We start from the raw sequence: 20053 nt of genomic DNA on the forward strand, positions 1-20053 counted from the left end.
GCGTCAGATGCCCGTTTCATGCGAGGCAACCTTGTTCCGCCCCGTTTCCTTCGCGTGATACAACGCCTCGTCGGCCGCCTTGATCACCGACTCGACCTCCCCTTCCTGCTCGGGGGCCCAGCTTGCCACGCCGATGCTCGCGGTGACGCGCCCGAATTCGCTTTCCGCATGTTCGATCGCAAGCCCGTCGATGGCCGCACGAATCCGCTCGGCGATCTCCGTAGCGCCCGTGGCCGGCGTATCGGGCAGGATCACGACGAATTCCTCGCCGCCATAGCGGGCCGCGGTGTCCGCGGGTCGCCGGATGTTGTCGCCGATGCACCGTGCCACCGCCGCCAGCGCGTCGTCGCCGGCCTGGTGACCATACGTGTCGTTGTAGGCCTTGAAGCGGTCGACGTCGACGAACAGCAGCGAAAACACCGAGCGGGCACGGCGTGCGCGACGCCATTCGAGGTCCAGCACTTCCCCGAACGAGCGCCGATTGTTGAGCCCGGTGAGGCCGTCGGTGCGTGCGAGCATGACCAGCTCGGATTCGGCCCGCATCCTACGCCGCAGCTGGACGCCCAGCATGCAGGACAGCACGATGAACGCCGCGCCGAAGGTCGCCACCAGCGCTCCGATCATGATCGCCCGGCGCCGCCATGCGGCGTAGATGTCCTGCTCCGCTTCGGCGACCATGATGATCAGCGGCAGATGCGGCAGCGTCTTGAAGTAGTAAAGGCGGCGCACGTTGTCGATCGTCGAGGTGTCGAGGAACGAGCCTTCCGGCGCGGTCAGGAAGTGGCGAAACGTCGCCGCCTTGCTGAGGTCGCGGCCGACGGTGTGCACGTCGTACGGCTGGCGCATGAACATGATGCCGTCCGTACCGATCAGCGAAATCGCGCCGTGCGAGCCGAGCGCGAGGCCGGCGAAGAGCGTGTGGAAATACTCGAGATTGACCGCGATCATCACGATGCCGCCGAATGAGCCGTCCGGATTCGACACGCGGCGCGTCAGCGCCACGCTGAGCGAGCCGCCGCGCAGGCGGGACGCATAGGGATCGCTGATGTAAAGCCCGACGTCCGGATTGTCCCGGTGAACCGTAAAGTACTTGCGGTCGCCGAAATTGCCCTGTCGAGGTATGTCGTTCGCCGAATCCAGGACGATGTTGCCGGCCGCGTCCAGCACGAGCATCGAGCCGAGAAATTTCGCCGTCATCGCGTGATCGAACAGGACGCCGCGCCGCAATGCCGGCGAGGCCGCCATGACGTCCGGCTGCTGCAAGCCCTGAATCACCGCGTCCAGCGACAGGCCGTACAGTTCGATATTGCGTTCGATGTCGCGCTCGGCGACGAGCGCCAGGTTCCGCGACGTATCGCGTGCGCGCTCGAGCGCGTCGTGACGGCTTTGAAACAACTGCAATACGCAAAGGCCCATCAGCGCGCACGCTATCAAGGTCCCCGCCAGCACAACGTAGTACGGCGCTGCCGACCGCGGATGCATCCGTTTCCTCTCAGGTTGGGCCGACGCTGACGCACCGGTTGTTATGGTTTCTTCTGGATAACCTATACCAAAAAGCGTGGCACTCGGGTACGAGGTGCAGTCCGTACTTGCCAGGTGGCTGACGACTTGACCTGAGCGGTGTCGAGCGGATCGGGTTCCGATCGGGCAGGCACCGGGTGCTGGTGCCATTCACCGAGGGGCGTGGTGTCGCGTATGTCGTGGCTGGTGACTGAATCGAAACAATCGACCCGCAGTGACGCGCGTATTGAAATACCGGGGTGGTCGCCGTTCGAATGCGGCTGGCAGGAGAACTGACGAAAGCCGGGCATACCGCCCGACCTGCGCCGATCGCATGCGCAACGCCGACAGCGCCGCGCACGCGATCGATTGACGACCGTCAGACGGCCATCACCGTCACCGATTTCGTGACGAGATACGGCTCCAGTGCTTCCGGCCCGCCTTCCGACCCGTAGCCCGAGTCCTTCACGCCGCCGAACGGCATTTCCGGCCACGGCGTTGCCGGCTGGTTGATCCACAGCATGCCGACTTCGAGGCGCTGCGTGAGCAGGTGCACGTTCGCGAACGAACGCGTGAACGCGTAGCCGGCGAGACCGAACGGCAGGCGGTTCGCTTCCGCGATCGCGTCCTCGAGCTTGTCGAAACCGCGGATCGCCGCGACCGGGCCGAACGGCTCGTTGTTGAACACGTCCGCTTCGAGCGGCACGTTCGCGATCACGGTCGGCGCGAAGAAATTGCCTTCCGAGCCGATCCGTTCACCGCCGGTTTCGATGCTCGCGCCGACCTTGCGCGCGTTGTCGACGACCGACGCCATCGCGGTGAGCCGCCGCGGGTTCGCGAGCGCGCCGAGCGTCGTGCCCTCCTCGAGGCCGTTGCCGACCTTCAGCCCCTCGGCATGCTTGACCAGCGCGCGTGTGAATTCGTCGCGAATGCTGTTGTGCACGAGAAAGCGCGTCGGCGAAATGCAGACCTGCCCCGCGTTGCGGAATTTCGCGCCGCCGGCGGCCTTCACCGCCAGCGCGACGTCGGCGTCCTCGGCGACGATCACCGGCGCGTGGCCACCCAGTTCCATTGTCGCGCGCTTCATGTGCAGGCCCGCCATCGCGGCAAGCTGCTTGCCGACCGGCGTCGAACCCGTGAACGTCACCTTGCGGATCACCGGGTGCGGGATCAGGTACGACGAGATTTCAGCCGGATCGCCATACACCAGGCCGAGCACGCCGGCCGGCACGCCCGCGTCGACGAATGCGCGCAGCAGCGCGGCCGGCGAGGCGGGGGTTTCTTCCGGCGCTTTGACGAGGAACGAGCAGCCGGTTGCCAGCGCGGCGCTCAGCTTGCGCACGACCTGGTTGACCGGAAAATTCCACGGCGTGAAGGCGGCGACGGGGCCGACCGGCTCCTTCACGACGGTCTGCTGCGCGGCAAGGTTGCGCGGCGGCACGATCCGGCCGTATACGCGGCGGCCTTCGTCCGCGAACCATTCGATGATGTCCGCTGCCGACAGCACTTCGACGCGCGCTTCGGTGAGCGGCTTGCCCTGCTCCTGCGTCATCAACTGTGCGATCGCGTCGGCGCGTTCACGCACCAGCGCGGCCGCCTTGCGCATCGTCGCCGCGCGCTCGTGCGCGGGCACCTTGCGCCATGCCTCGAAGCCGCGTTGCGCGGCGGCGAGCGCACGGTCGAGATCGGCGATGCCCGCGTGAGCCACCTTGCCGATCGGCTTGCCGGTCGCCGGGTTCACGACGTCGATCGTCTTGCCGCTTGCGGCGTCGACCCACTCGCCGTCGATCAGCAGTTGCGTATCCGTATAAGTCACGTTAGCCATCCAGACACCCCTACATTACGTCGATAAACGCGCGCTGCCGCGAACGGCCGCGCGCCGGTTGACAGGAAAACGACAGAAAAAAGCCAAGCCGCCGGGGCAGGCACGCACCCGGCGGCAGTGACGGCAGGCTCACCGGCCCGCCATCGTTCCGCATGGGGCCGCGCTCAGCGCGCGGCCGCCGTCGCCTTGCGAAGTTTCGCGACGTCCGCCGCCTGCACGGCCGGCGCGCCGTTGTTCCAGCCGGCGCGCATGAACGTCAGCACGTCGGCGATCTGCCGATCGTTCAACTGGTTCGAGAACGCCGGCATCGGATACGCGGAAGGCACGCCGTCGATCACGAGCGTGTCGCTGCCGTTCAGCGTCACGTTGATCAGCGACGCGGCATCGGCTTCGAGCACGTTCGGATTGCCGGCGAGCGGCGCGAGCAGCGGCGCGTAGCCGCGCCCGTCCGCGCCGTGGCAATGCAGGCAGTAAGCGTTATACACCTTCGCACCCGGATCGGCTGCCGGCCGGCCCAGTGCTGCCTGCGTCGCCTTCGGATCGTAGTTGTACGGCGGCGCGCCCGTGCCGCCCGCCGCCGGCAGCGATTTCAGGTAACGCGAAATCGCCGCCAGATCGTCGTCGGAGAGCGCCTGCGTGCTGTGGTTGATCACGCTCACCATCGAGCCGAACGCGGTCGCGTGCTGATTCGCGCCGGTCTTCAGGAATTGCGCGACCTCGGCCTCGTTCCAGCGGCCCAGCCCCGTGTTCGGCTCGCCGGTCAGGTTCGACGCGAACCAGTTGTCGATCGGCGCGCCCGACAGGAACGCCGCGCCGCCTTCGTCGAGCGCCTTCTCCTGGAAGCCGACGCCGCGCGGCGTGTGGCACGACCCGCAGTGCCCGAGCCCCTGCACCAGATACGCGCCGCGGTTCCACATCGCGTCCTTGGCCGGCTTGTCGGCGTAGGGCGTCGTGTCGAGGAACACCTTGTTCCACAACGCGAGCGGCCAGCGCATGTTGAGCGGCCACGGGATGTCCGACGGCCGGTTCGCCTGCTTCACCGGCTCGACGCCGTGCATGAAATACGCGTACAGCGCCTTCACGTCGTCATCCTTCAGCTTCGCGTACGACGGGTACGGCATCGCCGGATACAGGTGATGGCCGTCCTTCGCGACGCCTGCGCGGAGCGCACTCGCGAACTCGGCTTCCGTATAGCCGCCGATGCCCGTTTCCGGATCGGGCGTGATGTTGGTCGTGTAGATCGCGCCCATCGGCGTGACCATCTTCAGGCCGCCGGCGAACGGCGTGCCACGTGGCGCGGTGTGGCACGCGACGCAGTCGCCCGCTTTCGCGAGATACGCGCCGCGCGCGACGAGCGCGCTGTCGGCCGGTGCCGTCTGAGCGGCATGCGCGGCCGTGTCGGCCAGCAGCGCAGACACGGCGAACAACGACGCGCCGAGCATCTTCAGGGTGAGGTTTTGCATGGTCGTCGCCCCCCTCACGCCGTCTTCAACTGGTCGCCGACCGGCAGCTTACGCAGCCGCTTGCCGGTCGCCGCGAAGATCGCGTTCGACAGCGCCGCGGCCGTCGCGGCCGTGCCCGGTTCGCCGATCCCGCCCGGCGCTTCACCGCTTTTCACCAGATGCACGTCGATCGGTGGCGTCTCGTTGATCCGCAGCATCCGGTAGTCGGTGAAGTTGCTCTGCATGACGCGGCCGTCCTCGATCGTGATCTCGCCGTACAGCGCGCCCGTGATCCCGAAGATGATGCCGCCCTGCACCTGCGCCTCGATCGTGTTCGGGTTGACGACCATGCCGCAATCGACCGCGCACACGACACGCTTGACTTGCACCTCGCCGTTATCCACCGCGACATCGACGACGATCGAGAAGAAGCTGCCGAACGCGTGCATCACCGAGACGCCGCGCCCTTGCCCCGTCGGCAGCGCCGGGCCACCCCAGCCGGCCGCCTTCGTCGCGACGTCGAGCACGTTGAGCGCGCGCGGCGTCTTGCCGAGCAGCGCGCGGCGGTATTGCACCGGGTCGGTCTTGGTCTGCGCGGCCAGTTCGTCGATGAAGCTCTCGACCACGAACGTGCCGCGCGTCGGGCCGACGCCGCGCCAGAACGCGGTCGGCACGTGGCGCGGCTCCTGGCGCACGTAGTCGACCAGCTGGTTCGGCAGGTCGTACGGCAACTCGGCCGCGACCTCGACCGCATCGGGATCGATGCCGTCCTTGAACGCGGGCGGCGCGAAGCGCGCGATGATCGACGAGCCGACGATCCGGTGCTGCCACGCGACCGGCTTGCCGTTCGCGTCGAGGCCGGCCGAGATCCGGTCGTAATAGTACGGCCGGTACATGTCGTGCTGGATGTCCTCCTCGCGCGTCCAGATGACCTTCACGGGCGCGTTGACTTGTTTGGCGATCTTCACCGCCTGACCGATCATGTCCGTTTCGAGCCGCCGGCCGAAACCGCCGCCGAGCAGGTGGTTGTGCACGACGATCTTCTCCGGCGGAAAGCTCGTGAGCTGCTGCACGGTGTCGACCGCGCGCGTCGGCACCTGCGTGCCGACCCAGATTTCGCAGCCGTCGCCGCGCACGTGCACCGTGCAGTTCACCGGTTCCATCGTCGCGTGCGCGAGGAACGGCTGTTCGTAGACGGCGTCGACGCGCGTCTTCGCGCCAGCGAACGCGCGGCCGACGTCGCCCTCCTTGCGCGCGACCGCGCCCTTGCCGTTCGCCGCCGCCTGCGCGAGATCGGCGACGATGTCCTTCATCGACACCTTCGCACCCGCGCCTTCGTTCCACTTCACGACGAGCGCCGATGCGCCGCGCTTCGCGGCCCATGTGTGATCGCCGACCACGGCGACCGCGTTGTCCGCGCGTACGACCTGGCGCACGCCGGGAATCTTCCTCGCGGCCGTATCGTCGACGCTCGCGACCGTGCCGCCGAACACCGGGCTGTTCACGATCACCGCGTACAGCATGCCGGGCAGGCGCACGTCGAGCCCGAACTGCGCGGTGCCGTCGACTTTCTCCGGCGAATCGAGACGCTTCGCGGGCGTGCCGATCAGCTTGAAATCCTCCGGCTTCTTCAGCACGACGTCCTTCGGCACCGGCAGCTTCGCCGCGGCGTCAGCCAACTGGCCGTACGACGCGCGCCGGCCGCTCGGCGGGTGCTGCACTTCGCCGTTCGCGGCGCGGCAGGATGCGGGATCGACGTTCCATTGCTTCGCGGCGGCCGAGACCAGCAGCGTACGGGCGGTCGCGCCCGCACGGCGCAGCGGTTCCCACGCGTAGCGCACCGACGTCGAGCCGCCGGTGAGCTGGCCGCCGAGCAGCGGATCGAGGAACAGCTTCTCGTTCGGCGGCGCATGGTCGAGCGTCACGCTCGACAGCGGCACTTCGAGTTCCTCGGCGATCAGCATCGGCAGCGCCGTATAGACGCCCTGCCCCATCTCGACCTTCGGCATCACCAGCGTGACCTTGCCGGCGCGGTCGATCTGCACGAACGCGTTCGGGGCGAACACGCCGGCGCGCGCGGTTTCATCGCCGTCGCCGCCGATCACCGAACGACGTGCATCGTCGCCCGCGGCCGGCAGGCTGAAGCCGAGCAACAGGCCGCCACCGGCCGCCGCGCCCAGCGACATGCCGAACTTGAGGAACGAACGGCGCGATACGCCCGTACCGGCCCGGCCGGCTTCGATCAGTCCTCGCGACATGTCAGGCCTCCTTCGCGGCTTGCTTCACGGCCGCGCGAATCCGGTTGTACGTGCCGCAGCGGCAGATATTGCCGGCCATCGCCGCGTCGATGTCGGCGTCGGTCGGGTTCGGGTTCGACGCGATCAGCGCGGTGGCGGCCATCACCTGCCCCGACTGGCAGTAACCGCACTGGACGACGTCGAGCTCGCGCCATGCCTGCTGGACCTTGTGGCCGGCCGGCGTTGCGCCGACGGCTTCGATCGTCGTGATCTTGCGGCCCGCGACGGCCGCAACCGGCAGCACGCACGAGCGCGCGGCGACGCCGTCGAGATGTACCGTGCACGCGCCGCATTGCGCGATCCCGCAGCCGAACTTCGTACCGGTGAGGCCGACGACGTCGCGCAGCACCCAGAGCAAGGGCATGTCGTCGGGGGCGTCGACCGAGCGGGTTTCGCCGTTGATGTTGAGGGTGATCATTCAGCCTCCGGGGCCGGTGTATTGGGGAAGCGGCGCGCAAGGCGCGCCGCGCTGTGTCGTCGTTGTCATCGCCGTCGCGCGGTGCGCGACGGGTGCCGCGCGGCCCGGGTGGGACGAGCCGCGGCGGTGATCCGACGTCGTTACTCGGCCACGTCGATGCCCGACAGCACCTTGATGACCGGCGGCGCTGTGAACCAGTCGGCCGACTTCGTGCGGAATTCAACGAAATACGGGCTCGCGAGGTGCGCGTCGAACGCAGCCTGGTCGTCGTAGATCTCGTACAGGTGCAGGTTCGGCGAGCCGTCCTGCTCGCGGAACAGGTCGTAGCGCCGGTTGCCCGGCTCGGTGCGCGTCTTCGCGACCATGCTGCGCAGGACGGCCTCGGCGGCCTCCGCGTGTTCGGGTTTCAGGAACAGCGAAGCAATCACGTGAAGCGCCATCTTGTCACTCCTATCGAAACGGAATCGAGCATGCCACAAGCCGGCGTAACGCGACGCCGGCGTGCAACTGTGGTGTGTTGCCGTGCCGCGGCATCAGGCCAGTTCGTCCGGGCCCACGCGCACGACGACCTTGCCGAAGTTCTTGCCGGCCAGCAGGCCGATCAGCGCTTCCGGTGCGTCGGCCAGGTCGGGGACGACGTCTTCCAGCGTCTTCACCTTGCCCTGCGCGACCCATTCGCTCATGTCCTTCAGGAACGGCGCATAACCGGTCGCATAGTGATCGAGGATGATGAAACCCTGCACGCGGATGCGCTTGCGCAGGATCGTACCCATCAGCGCCGGCACGCGATCACGGCCGGTCGACACCGCGGTGTCGTCGTATGCCGCGTCGTTGTAATGCGCAATGATTCCGCACACCGGCACGCGCGCATGCTCGTTGAGCAGCGGCCACACCGCGTCGAACACGGCCCCGCCGACGTTCTCGAAATAGACGTCGATGCCGTTCGGGCAAGCGTCCTTCAGCTTCGCGGCAAACGCCGGATCGCGATGGTCGACGCACGCGTCGAAGCCGAGCGTGTCGGTCACGTACGTGCACTTGTCGGCGCCGCCCGCGACGCCGACCACGCGGCAGCCCTTCAACTTGGCAATCTGGCCGACCACCGCGCCGACCGCACCGCTCGCCGCCGCGACCACCACGGTTTCGCCGGCCTTCGGCTCGCCGATCTTCAGCAACCCGGTGTAGGCGGTGAAGCCCGGCATGCCGAGCACGCCGAGCGCGTATGACGGATGCGCGAAGTCGCGGCCGAGCGGAATCAGGTCGCGTCCGTCGGACAACGCATAGTCCTGCCAGCCGGCGCCCGCTACCACGAGGTCGCCTGCGCGGAACGCGGGCAGGTTCGACGAGACGACCTGGCTGACGGTGCCGCCGACCATCGGCTGGCCGAGTTCGGCCGGGGGCGCATAGGACGGTGCGTCGCTCATCCGGCCGCGCATGTACGGGTCGAGCGACAGCCAGACCGTGCGCAGCAACACCTGGCCGGCGCCGGGCGTCGGCACGTCAGCGGATTCGATGCGGAAGTTGTCCGGCGTCGGTGCGCCGACCGGGCGCGAATTCAGGATGATCTGGCGGTTTGCGGTCTTGGTTTGCGGCATGTGAGTCTCCGTCAACAGGAATAAACGTGCTTCGTGGGCACGATCGGATCAGGGATGAGGCAGCAGAAGGCACGCACGCGTGGCAGCGCCGACGGTCAGGCCGTCGCGGTCGCACGCGTGCGGTTGGAACAATCGGGACAGCGTAACGCGGAGCGATGCGTTCGTCATGCGAGCTTAAGTAGACCAGTCGTCTAGAATCAGGGCAAAAACAAGGCGCGCCAGTGCGCGCCCGGGTTACGACTGCGCTCCGTCTTGCGCGGCCGGCGGCAGGTTCAGCATGCGCCGCGTTTCGACCATCGCCCTTTCGAGCGGCTGGCGGTTGCGGTGGATTTTTTCCAGCAGCGTTGCGCCCAGCCACAGCTCGTAGAGGATCGCGGCTGTGTACGACGGATCGGCGACCCCGCTCAGCGAACCGTCGGCCAGCCCGGCCTCGATGCCGCCCGCGAGCCGCTCGATGATCTGGCTCGTGCCGTGCCGCAGCACCGTGCGCATCGCCTCCGACAGGTCGGACACTTCCGCGCCGAGCTTCACCGCGAGGCACTTGCCTTCCGGATCGTCCGCGCATTGCGTGTGCAGCCAGTTGCGCCAGTACGTCATCAGGCGCTCGGCGCCCGTGCCGGGCTGATGCTTGAACAGGTTGTCGAGATGCGCGAGATAGCCGTCGAAATACGATTCGAGCAGCGCCTCGCCGAATGCCTCTTTCGAGCCGAAGTAATGGTAGAACGAGCCCTTCGGGATGCCCGCCGCAGCGAGAATCTCGTTCAGACCGACCGCCGAAAACCCCTTGTGGAGCATGATCGGCTTGGCGATATCCAGGATGTGCTGGCGGACTTCCGCGCCTGAAGATGCATTCATGATGACGTATGTTAGCAACGATTAGACCGGTCGTCTAGTAACGTCGAACCGGCATGTTGAGCGGCACTTTACCCGATCCCCGCCGGGCGCCCAAATGTCGCTCCGGCATTCCTCGCCCCGGTTCCGCCCTGCCGCGTGCGCGGCGTCACATGCACGACTCGGTTTCGTCGCGGGCGTTTCATCGATCTCCCGCATAAATACGCGCGGCGCATGTGCCGGCGAACGAGCCGTTTCGACCGGCATTGCACACGTGTGCAACGCGCCGGATCGCCGTTGTCGCCTCCCGAACCCGTGACCAGGAACGCCCATGACCGCTTCGAAACCCGAACGTCCGTCCGCGCCGAACCGCCGGCGCTTCATCCAGCGCGGCGCCGCGCTGACCCTGTCGCCGCTCGTCGGCACGCTGGCTGCCTGCGGCGGCGACGGCAACCCGACGTCCGCGTCGTCGTTCGCCGCCACCGGCGCCGCGGATGCGTCCACCCGCCAGTACGGCATCGCCGACCGCTCGATCACGATCAACGTCGTCAATGCGATCCCGTCGACGACACTCGCGTACGGCAACGCGGCGAGCCAGAGCGGCTCGCTGCCGCGGGCGTCGCAAGCGCAGGTCGCAACCGGGCAATCGACTGCCGTCAGCGCGTCGAACAGCTGGGGCGACTGCACGGGATCGTTCAGCCTGGCCGGCGGGGATGCATCGTTTGCGATCTCGTACACGCATCCGTTCGGGTCGCAACCGACCACCGTCAGCGTCACGCCGTCGGCCGGCTACGTGGCGGGTGCCGACGCCGCCACGTTTCCCGGTCACGACTCGGTCGCGAATCTCACGCTGTATCGCGGCGTCGCGACCGCGAACGGCGCGTGGGTCGTCCCGCTCGCGCAGCTCGCGACGCCGCCGGCCAACAACTGCCAGGATTTCGCGAACAGCATGTTCGGCAGCAACGTGCGCACGGCCGCGGCGATCCAGTCCGCGTACCAAAGTACCGGCCCGCTCGGCTACGTGCCGCCGGCCGACTTCACCGGCGGTCAGCTCGCGGGCTTCGTCGCGCAATGGGTGCAGCGCTGGCAGAACGGCGCAGCTTATGGCGCACTGCCCGCCGCCGATGCGCAACTGATCGACGCGTTGAAGCAGTACGTATCCACCGCATCGAACGCCGGCCCACTGACGATGTGGGTGCCGCAGATCGCGTGGCAAGCCGGCTCCGATCCGGCGGTGTTCGCGTTGACGGGCTATCGCGCGTTTCCGTTCGTCGATGCGCAGGGCAACTGGATCGCGGGTACGCTGTCCGCGTTCCTGACGCAGCTGGCGGCCGGTTCGCACATCGTCGCGATCAGCGCGACGAGCGACCTGCCGGCGGGTGTCACGATGCAGGCGTTCGACAGCTTCGTGGGCGCGAGCGGGCTGACGACGTCGACGGATATCGGCAACTCGCACTACGCATCGGTTTTGAACACGACGGGCCGCTATTACCTGAGCGTCGGCAGCGATTTCGCGCCGGCCGGCTGCGGGCTGATCCTGTCGTTCCTGTACGGGCGCACGGTGAACAACCTGCTCGCGGGCGTGGGCACGTACAACACGTTCATCCAGCTCGAAGGCTGGCAGGCTGGCGGTTCGCGGCACAACGCCGACTATGCGACGTATCAGCAGACGCTGTGGAACATCTCGACGTACGGTGCGTCCGCCTATAGCGAAAAGCGCGCGACGTCGATCTTCCTCGCGCCCGCCGGGTGGACGCCGCAGGTCTATCAGACGACGCGGATGATGCCGTACGTCGGCGCCTATGCGCAGTCGAACGGCTCGCCGCAGGGTTGGCTGAATACGTCGCTCGTCACGATTCCGGCGGACGCGCCGGCGCTGCCGTCGCGGTATGTGTCGAGTTGATCGGTATCGGTAGATGGGCGGGCGATCAGGGGTTTAGGGGGCTCGGTCGCTTGCGTGTCTGCTTCAGGCTTCAGGCTTCAGGCTTCAGGCTTCAGGCTTCAGGCTTCAGGCTTCAGGCTTCAGGCTTCAGGCTTCAGGCTTCAGGCTTCAGGCGTGCGCCGCCTTGGGCTGACGCACGCTTGCGGGCGCCTCCGTCAGCGCGGCGGCGCTTCGGCTGCGCGCTTTCGCGTGCGAGCCCTCCGCTCGTCGCGTTGCGCGGCCGGTGCCGCCTTGGCGCCACGCAGCGCCGACCGGCGCGAGAGCACTGTCATTTCGCGCCGCAGCGCGTCGAGTTCGTTGGCTCGCGCCGCATTGGTCGCCTGCGCGCCGTCGAGCTGCCCTTGAAGCACGCCGCATCGATGCAGCGCATCTCCGAGTTGCGCCTGCAGCGCGGCCACCTCCTTGCGCTGCTGCGTATCGCGCTGCTCCGCGCGCAATGCCACAGCATCGAGTTCCTTCTGCAGCCGCGCGGCGGCGAGCCGCTCGCGATCGATCTCCTGCAGCGCTCGCTTCTCCGACGCGCGCAAGCGTTCCTCTGCCCGGCCGGCGTCGTCGCGCAGCCGGTCGAGTTGGGTGGTGAAATCCGCGCGTGCCTGCGCAAGTGCGCGGTCGCCTTCCGCGTTGTCGGCCGTGAGGCGTTCGATATCCGCTTGCAGCGCTTGTCGCGATGCGTCGTCCGCCGCCCTCGCCTGCTCCAGTTCTTGAATGCGCACCTGCGCGGCCAGGAGTGCGGCCGTGCGTTGTTCCAGCGCGGTTTCGGTGCGGGCGAGTTCGGCCTGCAGTGCCGTGACTTCCGCCTTCGCCGCCATCCGTTCGGCTTCGACTTCCGCGCGCAAGGCGTCGAGCGCGGCGGTCGCGTCGGCGCTCGACCGATTCCACAGCGTTGCAACCAGTTCGCCGGCGGCCGCCTGCAAGTCGGCCGGCAGATCGGGATGCTCGATGCGGACGCGACTTTTTTCCCTCAGCTCCGCCCAGAACTCGCCGAGGACGGCTGTCGGCGTGCTCATGCTGCCCTTGCGGACCAGCTGGTACAGGCGGTTCGCGGTGGGCGTGATACCGAAGCGGAAGAACAGCAGCGCGCAGGCTTCGCGATACAACTCGCGGGTTTTCGGGAAGTCGGCCTTCAGGCGCTCGATTTCGGCGGTCAGGCGGGATTCGTCGGCGGCGAGATCGGACATGGCGGGATTGGGCGGATGGTTTCGTTAATAATATAACGTAAACCGTTAAATATCCAATTCATCGACCATTGTTATTTGACATTATTTCTATAATGTCGAGATTGTCAGGCTTGGTATCGCGCCCATATCGAGTGCAAAATCGCTGAGCACAACACGTCGCCCGACTCCTCCCAACCCGCCTGCACGCCAGAGTGCCTCTTCAATCAGCGCAAAAAATCGTCAACATTGCGCGATTAAAAGCCGACCGCCCCGCTTCACGGCGCCGTCGGCATCCTTCCGGTGCGTCAATGCAATGCATGAGAACAAGGAGCCCGCCATTCCGGATCGGCTTTCGAGGCTTGGTCGCCAAGCGCGTGCCGACGTTCATCGGACGGCGTTGACGGCGGGTCTGACGCAGGGGCTGCTCGGCAATCGTGGGGTTCGTGGCGATGGCGCCGCGCTGCCGCTGTTCGAACCCGGCGCGATCTGGCCCGGGCGGTCGCGCCCGACGCTCGCGGATCGCTTCGCCGCGCTGCTGCCGTCGGCGGATGTGCACCGCTGACCGGACGGGCCGCGCCCGGCGCCTGTCATGGAACTGCCACCGTCGACCAGTAGCGTTCGGGTCTGCCCCACGCTATCGACAGACGAATCCACCATGCAGCGCACGTCGCGCGCCACGTCCCACGTTTATGCGGCCATCTCCCGCGCCCTCGCCGTCAGCCTCGCGCTCAACCTGCTGCTGCTCGCCGTCGAGACGGTCGCGGCGTGGTCCGCGCATTCGTCCGGGCTGCTCGCGGACGTCGCACACGCGGCGATCGATCTTGCCGCCGATGCGCTGATCCTCATTGCGTGCCGGCTCGACGCGCGCTTGCCGCCGGAGCGGCGCCCGACCTACGAACCGCTCGCGCTCGCGGGCCTCGGCGCGTTGCTCGTTGCGACCGGCGCGCAAATGATCTGGCATGCAACGAACCGGTTCGCGACGCCGCCCGTCGTGCAGCCGGGCGCGATGACGCTCTCGCTCGTCGCCGTCACGCTCGCCGGCAAGGCCGTGCTGTCGCACTGGATGTTGCGCAAGGCGGGCGAGACGGGCTCCGCGCTGCTCGAGGCGAGCGGCTGGCATGTACGGACCGATGCGCTGTCGTCGCTGCTGGCAGCGCTCGCGATGAGCGCGGCACTGGTCGGCTTCGGCCGTCTCGATGATCTGGCCGCCCTCGCGATCGGCGCGCTTGTGATCCGCACGGGGGCCGGTTTCATCCGGCGCGGCTGTGCGCAGTGGCCGGCGCTGTCGGCATGGGCCGATCGGTCGACGCGTGGCTCGTGAACGCAGCGGGCATCGCCATGCATCGCGGGCGGCAGGGTAGCCGCTATCTGCGGCGCTGAATGAAGAAGCGGCTCGCACGGTGCGAGCCTCTTTCGCATGATGCCGCAGCCGTCGTGCGGCACGCGACGCGTTGACCCATGTCGATGGTTCGCCAGACGAATGCGGCCGGTTCCGATGGATCGACCTCGGCTGTCGCTTACCCGAGCGGCACGACACTCCCGAGCAGAATCCGCACGAGCGTCGCCTGGCGTGTGACACCCGTCTTCGAGAAGATCGCGCGCAGATGCGTGCGCGCCGTGTTCTTGCTGATCCCCGATTCCTCCGCGGCCTCCTCGAGCGTCAGCCCGTTCGTCAGCAGCAGCGCGAGCGACGTCTCGGCGGGCGTCAGGTCGAACAGTTTGCGGATGATTTCCTGCGCGCCCTGCGGCTTGCGGTCGGGATCGCGCAGGAACAGCGTGACGGCCGGCCGCCGCTTGTTGTCCTCCGACCAGTCGGACAGCAGCACCGTGCGCACCAGCAGCCCGAGGCGCGGCTTGTCGAAACAGCGCGTGATCGGCATCGCCTCGACGGTCGCCGTGGCCGTGCCGTGGTGCCCCATCACCGCATGGCGGATCAACCGCTTCAGCGTCCGGTTCTCCTGCGCATCGGTCGCCTCGATCGTGCCGCGCGCAATCGTCAGGCCGTTGTTCTGCTTGAGGATCTCGTCGGCCACGCTGTTCAGGTCGATGATCGTGCCGTTCTCGTCGAGCGTGATCGTGCCGATCTGCATCCGGTTGATCGCGTTCGCATAGATCGAGCGTTCGACCTCGGCCGTGTCGAGCCGCGAATGCAATTCCACCGCGCGCTTCAGGTGTGGCAGCAGCAGTGCGCAGATTGCCTTGTCGCGCGCGGAGAACTGCTTCGACGCATAGTTGCGGCACACGCGGAAGCGGCACTCGACGCCTGACGGCGTGCGCAGGTCGGCGCCGAGGATATAGCGCACGTCCTGCGGCTTCAGGAACTGCTTGTACAGCTCGCTCGACAGCCAGCCGGTGTCGCCGAACACGTCGTCGACCGTCACCACGCGATCGGCCGGCAGGCCGACGAACGGGTCGAGCGAATAGTAGTAGTTGTTGTACGACGCCTCGCCGTCGCCCGGCACCACCGGGCCGAATTCCGACGCGTGCACGGACAGCGGCGCGCGGCGGTCGCTCGCGGCCGCGCGCAGGATCAGCGTCACGTAGTTGGCCTGCAGCCAGCGACGAACCAGTTCGAGCGCACCGGCCCACGGCGGCGTCTCCAGCGGCCCCTGATAGATGCGCGCCATCAGCTCGCTGAAATCCGCGACGCCGATGTCGGCCTCGTCGCTGATTGCCTGGCTCTCTTGCGGAGCCCATCTCGTCTCCATCAGCACGCTCCATCCTCCATACGACATGTTTCCGGCACGACCCAACCGCGCCGCCATGATTAAGACGCGTCTAAATTCCAGCGTCATCGGGAGATTCACTGAATGGGGAGAATTGGCCATCCGTGCGGACGCACCATCGTCCGATCGGATGATGTGGCGCGCTGCCCGCTGCGCTGGAATGCCCGTCAGGCCGTGCCGGCAAGCATCCGGCGCGGACTCGGGGAAAACCGCGACACGGGTTTACCTGATTCAAACCGCATCCGATTCGGACAGGAGTCCCCATGCCGCTCGACCCACAGGCGCAGGCGCTGCTCGCCGCATTCGCCCAGGCGCCCGCGATCGATTTCGCGCAGCTCACCGTTCCCGCGTATCGCGCGAGTCTTGCCGCCGGCGGCGCGTTCGCCCCGGGCGATGCCGTCGCCGCCGAAGAGGACTGGCAGATTCCCGCGTCGGGCCGTCAGTTGTACGCACGGCTGTATCGGCCCGCCGCCGACGGGCCGTTGCCGCTGACCGTGTTCTTCCACGGCGGCGGCTTCGTATCGTGCGGGATCGATTCGCATGCGAACCTGTGCCGCAGCCTCGCGGCCCGTGCGCGCACGCTCGTGCTCTCGGTCGACTACCGGCTTGCGCCCGAGGCGCGCTTCCCGGCCGCCGCGCACGACGCATGCGACGCCGTGCGCTGGGCCGCCGCCAACGCGCGCGATCTCGGCACACGCGCCGGCGCACTTGCCGTGGCCGGCGACAGCGCGGGCGGCAATCTGGCGGCGGTCGCCGCACTGCAGTTGCGTGGCTCGGGCATCGCGATCGCGCACCAGTTGCTGCTGTATCCGGTCGTCGATTGCGCGACCGAGCATCCGTCGTACGAAACGCTCGGCAACGGCTATTTCCTGACGGCGGACATGATGCGCTGGTTCAAGCACCACTATTTCGACGCCGGCGCCGATCGCGCGTCGCCGCTGGCAAGCCCGCTCGCTGCGCCGGATGTCGCGGGCGCGGCGCCGGCGACGATCGTCAGCGCCGAATTCGATCCGCTGCGCGACGAGGCCGAAGCGTATGCGCTGCGCCTCGCGCAGGCCGGCACGCCGGTGACGCTCGTGCGCTGGCCGGGCCAGCTTCACGGTTTCGCGAGCATGCTCGGCGCGCTCGATGCAGCCGACCGCGTGCTGACGTTCGGCGCCGACGCGCTGCGCCGCGCGTTCGACCCGACGGAGGCCCCATGACGCTCGCCGGCACGCGGGAGATCGTCGACGAGCTGCGGGCTGGCCGAATGGTCCTGCTCGTCGACGAAGAGGATCGCGAGAACGAAGGCGATCTCGTGATCGCGGCCGATCACGTGACGCCCGACGCGATCAATTTCATGGCGCGCTTCGGGCGCGGGCTGATCTGCCTGACGCTGACCGCCGAGCGCTGCGAGCAACTGAAGCTACCGCCGATGGCTGATCGCAACGGTACGCCGTTCGGCACTGCGTTCACCGTCAGCATCGAGGCGGCCGAAGGCGTGACGACCGGCATTTCGGCGGCCGATCGCGCGCATACGATCCGTTCGGCGGTGCGGACCGGCGCCCGCCCGGACGATCTCGTGCAGCCCGGCCACGTGTTCCCGATCGCCGCTCGCCCGGGCGGCGTGCTCGTGCGCGCGGGGCACACCGAGGCCGGCTGCGATCTCGCGGCGCTCGCCGGGCTCACGCCCGCATCGGTGATCTGCGAGGTGATGAACGACGACGGCACGATGGCGCGGCTGCCCGAGCTGAAGGCGTTCGCCGCGCATCACGGGCTGAAGATCGGCACGATCGCCGACCTGATCCATTACCGGCGCGAACACGAATCGCTCGTCGAACGCGTCGGTGAACGTCCGCTGCATACGCCGTGGGGACGATTCCGCGCGATCGAGTATCGCGACACCGTGCACGGCGCGCCGCATCTCGCGCTCGTGCGCGGCGAGCCGGATCCGTCGACGCCCGTGCTGACGCGTGTGCACGAATGCCATTCGCTGCTCGACCTGCTCGATGCGGAACCGTCCGCGCATTCGTGGCCGCTGCACGCCGCGCTGCAGCGAATCGACGCGGCCGGCTGCGGGGTGGCCGTGCTGCTCGACTGCGACATGCGCGGCGACGCGATGCGGGCGCCGGCCGGCCATGCGCGCCGCGACGGACGCGTGACGGGGATCGGCTCCCAGATCCTGCGCGAGCTTGGCGTACGGCGGCTGAACGTGCTGTCGAGCCCGTTCCGGCTGCCTGCGCTGTCGGGGCACGACCTCGAGATCATGGCGTTCATTCCGCTCGGCGACGACGATCCGGAAAGCGCACGGGGTGCGCAGCCGCATCCGTTGCGAGCAGCGTAACGCGTTGACGCGGGATGACGGGGCGGCTCTTCGCTTGACAGGCTATCGGTTGTTTTTGTCGATACATACGGCCGGCCCCGGCGTCACGCGGCAATCCTGCGCACCCGTCGGCAGCCAGCATCGAGCGGCTCGTCAAGGTGCCGAGCCCGCCCGGCGCTCACATGACGGCGAGATCCGGCCAGGCCATAGGATCGCGCAGGTTCGGCGCATCGGCCTGACCGAGAACAACGTGTGCGCCGCGATCGCAGCCGTCGTCCGCGCACGGAATCCGCGATTGTCGAAGCCGCCGCGCGGATCCTGGCGGAATTTCAGGCGAACGTGGCAGACGCGATCCTCGACGGCATGCGTCGGCAGCGCCACAAGCCGGACGCAGCCGGATAGCCTCGGCCGTCGCGCGCGGCGAGTCACTACTCCCCTGCGGCGAAGCGCCGGCAATGTTCCAGATACCCCGCTTCGTGGTTGCTCACGAGCTGGACGATGCTGTTCCACAGCCACATCGGCGCATCGATCGTCTTCGCGCGGTTGCGGCCGAGTTCCGCGCGCCACGCCGCGCGCGTCGGCTTGTCCATCTGGCGCGCGTGGGCTGCGCCGACCACCGCGCCGAGATAGCGTGCGACTTCGCGCGCATCGTCCTCGGCAAGCAGATCGATGTCGAGCTTCAGGTCCTGCGGCAGCAGTTCGCGGATCACGACCGCGCGGTCGAGCAGGCGCGCCGCCCGCATCCGCTCGCCGAGGGCCGGCGACAGATGCCGCGCGCCTTCCACGACGCGCTCGGCGTTGTCGCGCGGCATCGCGGCGGTTTCGTCGCGCGGTGCGGCGGCCGTCACGCCCTCCTTGATGTCCATCAGGCACAGGTCGTCGCCGTCGCTGACGTCCCCGTCGATGTCGAGCAGCACCGCGTAGCGCAGCCGTCCGAGCGAACTGCAGCCCTTCACCCAGTACGCCGCGTCGAGCACGTCGACCTTGCCCGCGTCGTTGCGGCCCTTGAGGCTCGTGGCGAGCGTCGCGATCGCTTCGTCGCGGAACAGCTCGCCGATCGCACGCGATTCCTTCGCGCTCAGCGGCCAGAAGCGACGGCCGAGCGGAATCGTCGGCGCGAGCCCTTCGATCCGTTCGACGGCAAGTTGCCGCCACGAGCGGCGCATCGCCTGCTTCATCACGAGGTGGACCGGTTCGGGACGCTCGGGCAGCTTCGCGTTGCGGCTGCCGAACGCCGATGCATAACCGGCCGTCATCGCCTCCATCATGTGCACGATCGTCAGGCCCGCCAGCGCCGACCCGCGCGCGGCCGTCGCCAGCGAAAGCCCGAGGCGGATCAGGTCATGGACGGGATTGCCGATGACCGTCTGGTCGAGATCCCGGATCTGCACGTCGACCTTCCCTTCGCGGTTTGCAACCGGGCCGAGATTGCCGGTATGACAGTCGCCGCAGATCCAGATCGACGGGCCGTGCGGCAGCGCGCTACCGTTGGTTTCGACGAGCCATTCGTAGAACCGGGCCGTATTGCCGCGCACATACGCATGAGGCGAACGCGCCATCTTCCGGCGACGTTGCTCGGTCAGGATTGCCTGGCGCCCTGCGGGTTTCGGCAGGCGCTTCTGCTTCTTCTGCGACTGGCTGCTCATGCGGTTCTCCTGATGTTGTTCGAGTCGTGCGCGGCATGCCGCGTCGTTACGTTGCCATCGAACGATGCCATCTTGCAAACCGGCGGCGTCCGTTCACGCGGGAACGTCGAGCGGGCGATGCGTGAAGGGTTCGACGCGGTCGCGCTCGCACGTGCACTCGTGTTCGAGCCGGATTTCGTCAACGAACTGCGCGACGGCCGGCTCGCGCAGTCGGGCTACACGTCGTGCAACCGCTGTGTCGTGTCGATGTACACGCCGGGCGGCACCGCATGCGTGCTGCGCGAGCCGAACGACCCGGCGCCGAACCGCGTGCCGGCTGCCGGCGCATGACGCTCGACGTGCAGCGCGTGGCGCCCGAGGCAGGCGCCGGTGCCA

16 protein-coding genes and 1 pseudogene are annotated in these 20053 nt (G+C 67.9%); 6 read left to right on the top strand and 11 right to left on the bottom strand.

Annotation, left to right across the window (positions count from 1 at the left end; all coding sequences use genetic code 11):
• Nucleotides 1-3: 3 nt before the first annotated feature.
• The 8 genes from ACPTTC_RS25830 to ACPTTC_RS25865 all read right to left on the bottom strand — a co-directional run bounded on the left by ACPTTC_RS25830 (nt 4) and on the right by ACPTTC_RS25865 (nt 9929).
• Nucleotides 4-1482 carry a sensor domain-containing diguanylate cyclase gene (locus tag ACPTTC_RS25830; RefSeq protein WP_423395717.1) on the bottom strand — a complete coding sequence of 493 codons (1479 nt, stop codon included), beginning with the start codon at nt 1480-1482 and terminating at the stop codon, nt 4-6.
• A 397-nt stretch (nt 1483-1879) separates the two neighbouring features.
• Complete coding sequence (locus ACPTTC_RS25835) at nt 1880-3325, bottom strand: NAD-dependent succinate-semialdehyde dehydrogenase (protein ID WP_423394473.1); 1446 nt, start codon at nt 3323-3325, stop codon at nt 1880-1882.
• 164 nt (nt 3326-3489) lie between these two features.
• Nucleotides 3490-4788, bottom strand: coding sequence for a c-type cytochrome (locus ACPTTC_RS25840; protein WP_423394474.1), 1299 nt, complete (start codon nt 4786-4788; stop codon nt 3490-3492).
• 14 nt (nt 4789-4802) lie between these two features.
• On the bottom strand, nt 4803-7025 hold the full coding sequence (locus tag ACPTTC_RS25845) for a molybdopterin cofactor-binding domain-containing protein (protein ID WP_423394475.1): 2223 nt from the start codon (nt 7023-7025) through the stop codon (nt 4803-4805).
• 1 nt (nt 7026) lies between these two features.
• On the bottom strand, nt 7027-7482 hold the full coding sequence (locus tag ACPTTC_RS25850; RefSeq protein WP_423394476.1) for a (2Fe-2S)-binding protein: 456 nt from the start codon (nt 7480-7482) through the stop codon (nt 7027-7029).
• Between the two features lie 140 nt (nt 7483-7622).
• Nucleotides 7623-7922: a putative quinol monooxygenase gene (locus tag ACPTTC_RS25855; RefSeq protein WP_423394477.1), complete on the bottom strand. Its 300-nt coding sequence runs from the start codon at nt 7920-7922 to the stop codon at nt 7623-7625.
• A gap of 93 nt (nt 7923-8015) precedes the next feature.
• Nucleotides 8016-9074 (bottom strand): NADP-dependent oxidoreductase, encoded by a 1059-nt coding sequence (locus ACPTTC_RS25860; protein WP_423394478.1) that lies wholly within the window; start codon nt 9072-9074, stop codon nt 8016-8018.
• Between the two features lie 234 nt (nt 9075-9308).
• Nucleotides 9309-9929, bottom strand: coding sequence for a TetR/AcrR family transcriptional regulator (locus ACPTTC_RS25865; RefSeq protein WP_423394479.1), 621 nt, complete (start codon nt 9927-9929; stop codon nt 9309-9311).
• 307 nt (nt 9930-10236) lie between these two features.
• On the opposite strand from ACPTTC_RS25865, the gene ACPTTC_RS25870 reads away from it, so the two are divergent.
• Complete coding sequence (locus ACPTTC_RS25870; RefSeq protein ID WP_423394480.1) at nt 10237-11808, top strand: hypothetical protein; 1572 nt, start codon at nt 10237-10239, stop codon at nt 11806-11808.
• A gap of 194 nt (nt 11809-12002) precedes the next feature.
• On the opposite strand, the gene ACPTTC_RS25875 is transcribed toward ACPTTC_RS25870, so the two are convergent.
• Nucleotides 12003-13025 carry a DNA-binding protein gene (locus tag ACPTTC_RS25875; protein ID WP_423394481.1) on the bottom strand — a complete coding sequence of 341 codons (1023 nt, stop codon included), beginning with the start codon at nt 13023-13025 and terminating at the stop codon, nt 12003-12005.
• A 427-nt stretch (nt 13026-13452) separates the two neighbouring features.
• On the opposite strand from ACPTTC_RS25875, the pseudogene ACPTTC_RS25880 reads away from it, so the two are divergent.
• Both ACPTTC_RS25880 and ACPTTC_RS25885 read left to right on the top strand, forming a co-directional pair.
• A pseudogene (locus tag ACPTTC_RS25880) lies at nt 13453-13566 on the top strand (LysR family transcriptional regulator); the annotation flags it as partial.
• A gap of 93 nt (nt 13567-13659) precedes the next feature.
• Complete coding sequence (locus tag ACPTTC_RS25885; protein WP_423394482.1) at nt 13660-14325, top strand: cation diffusion facilitator family transporter; 666 nt, start codon at nt 13660-13662, stop codon at nt 14323-14325.
• 196 nt (nt 14326-14521) lie between these two features.
• On the opposite strand, the gene ACPTTC_RS25890 is transcribed toward ACPTTC_RS25885, so the two are convergent.
• Entirely contained in the window at nt 14522-15712 is a 1191-nt protein-coding gene (locus ACPTTC_RS25890; RefSeq protein ID WP_423394483.1) for a helix-turn-helix transcriptional regulator, read from the bottom strand.
• Between the two features lie 281 nt (nt 15713-15993).
• On the opposite strand from ACPTTC_RS25890, the gene ACPTTC_RS25895 reads away from it, so the two are divergent.
• Both ACPTTC_RS25895 and ribBA read left to right on the top strand, forming a co-directional pair.
• Complete coding sequence (locus tag ACPTTC_RS25895; protein WP_423394484.1) at nt 15994-16932, top strand: alpha/beta hydrolase; 939 nt, start codon at nt 15994-15996, stop codon at nt 16930-16932.
• Nucleotides 16929-18053 carry a bifunctional 3,4-dihydroxy-2-butanone-4-phosphate synthase/GTP cyclohydrolase II gene (ribBA, locus tag ACPTTC_RS25900; RefSeq protein WP_423394485.1) on the top strand — a complete coding sequence of 375 codons (1125 nt, stop codon included), beginning with the start codon at nt 16929-16931 and terminating at the stop codon, nt 18051-18053. Before ACPTTC_RS25895 ends, ribBA begins: the two co-directional genes overlap by 4 nt.
• A gap of 407 nt (nt 18054-18460) precedes the next feature.
• Here ribBA and ACPTTC_RS25905 read toward each other — a convergent pair whose 3' ends face one another.
• Nucleotides 18461-19678, bottom strand: coding sequence for a DUF2252 family protein (locus tag ACPTTC_RS25905; protein WP_423394486.1), 1218 nt, complete (start codon nt 19676-19678; stop codon nt 18461-18463).
• A 117-nt stretch (nt 19679-19795) separates the two neighbouring features.
• Between ACPTTC_RS25905 and ACPTTC_RS25910 the strand changes: the two genes are divergently transcribed.
• Entirely contained in the window at nt 19796-20008 is a 213-nt protein-coding gene (locus ACPTTC_RS25910) for a hypothetical protein (RefSeq protein ID WP_423394487.1), read from the top strand.
• The last annotated feature ends 45 nt before the right edge of the window (nt 20009-20053 follow it).

It is taken from the genome of Burkholderia mycopellens (assembly GCF_964265025.1).
In the GTDB taxonomy this organism is placed as follows: domain Bacteria; phylum Pseudomonadota; class Gammaproteobacteria; order Burkholderiales; family Burkholderiaceae; genus Burkholderia.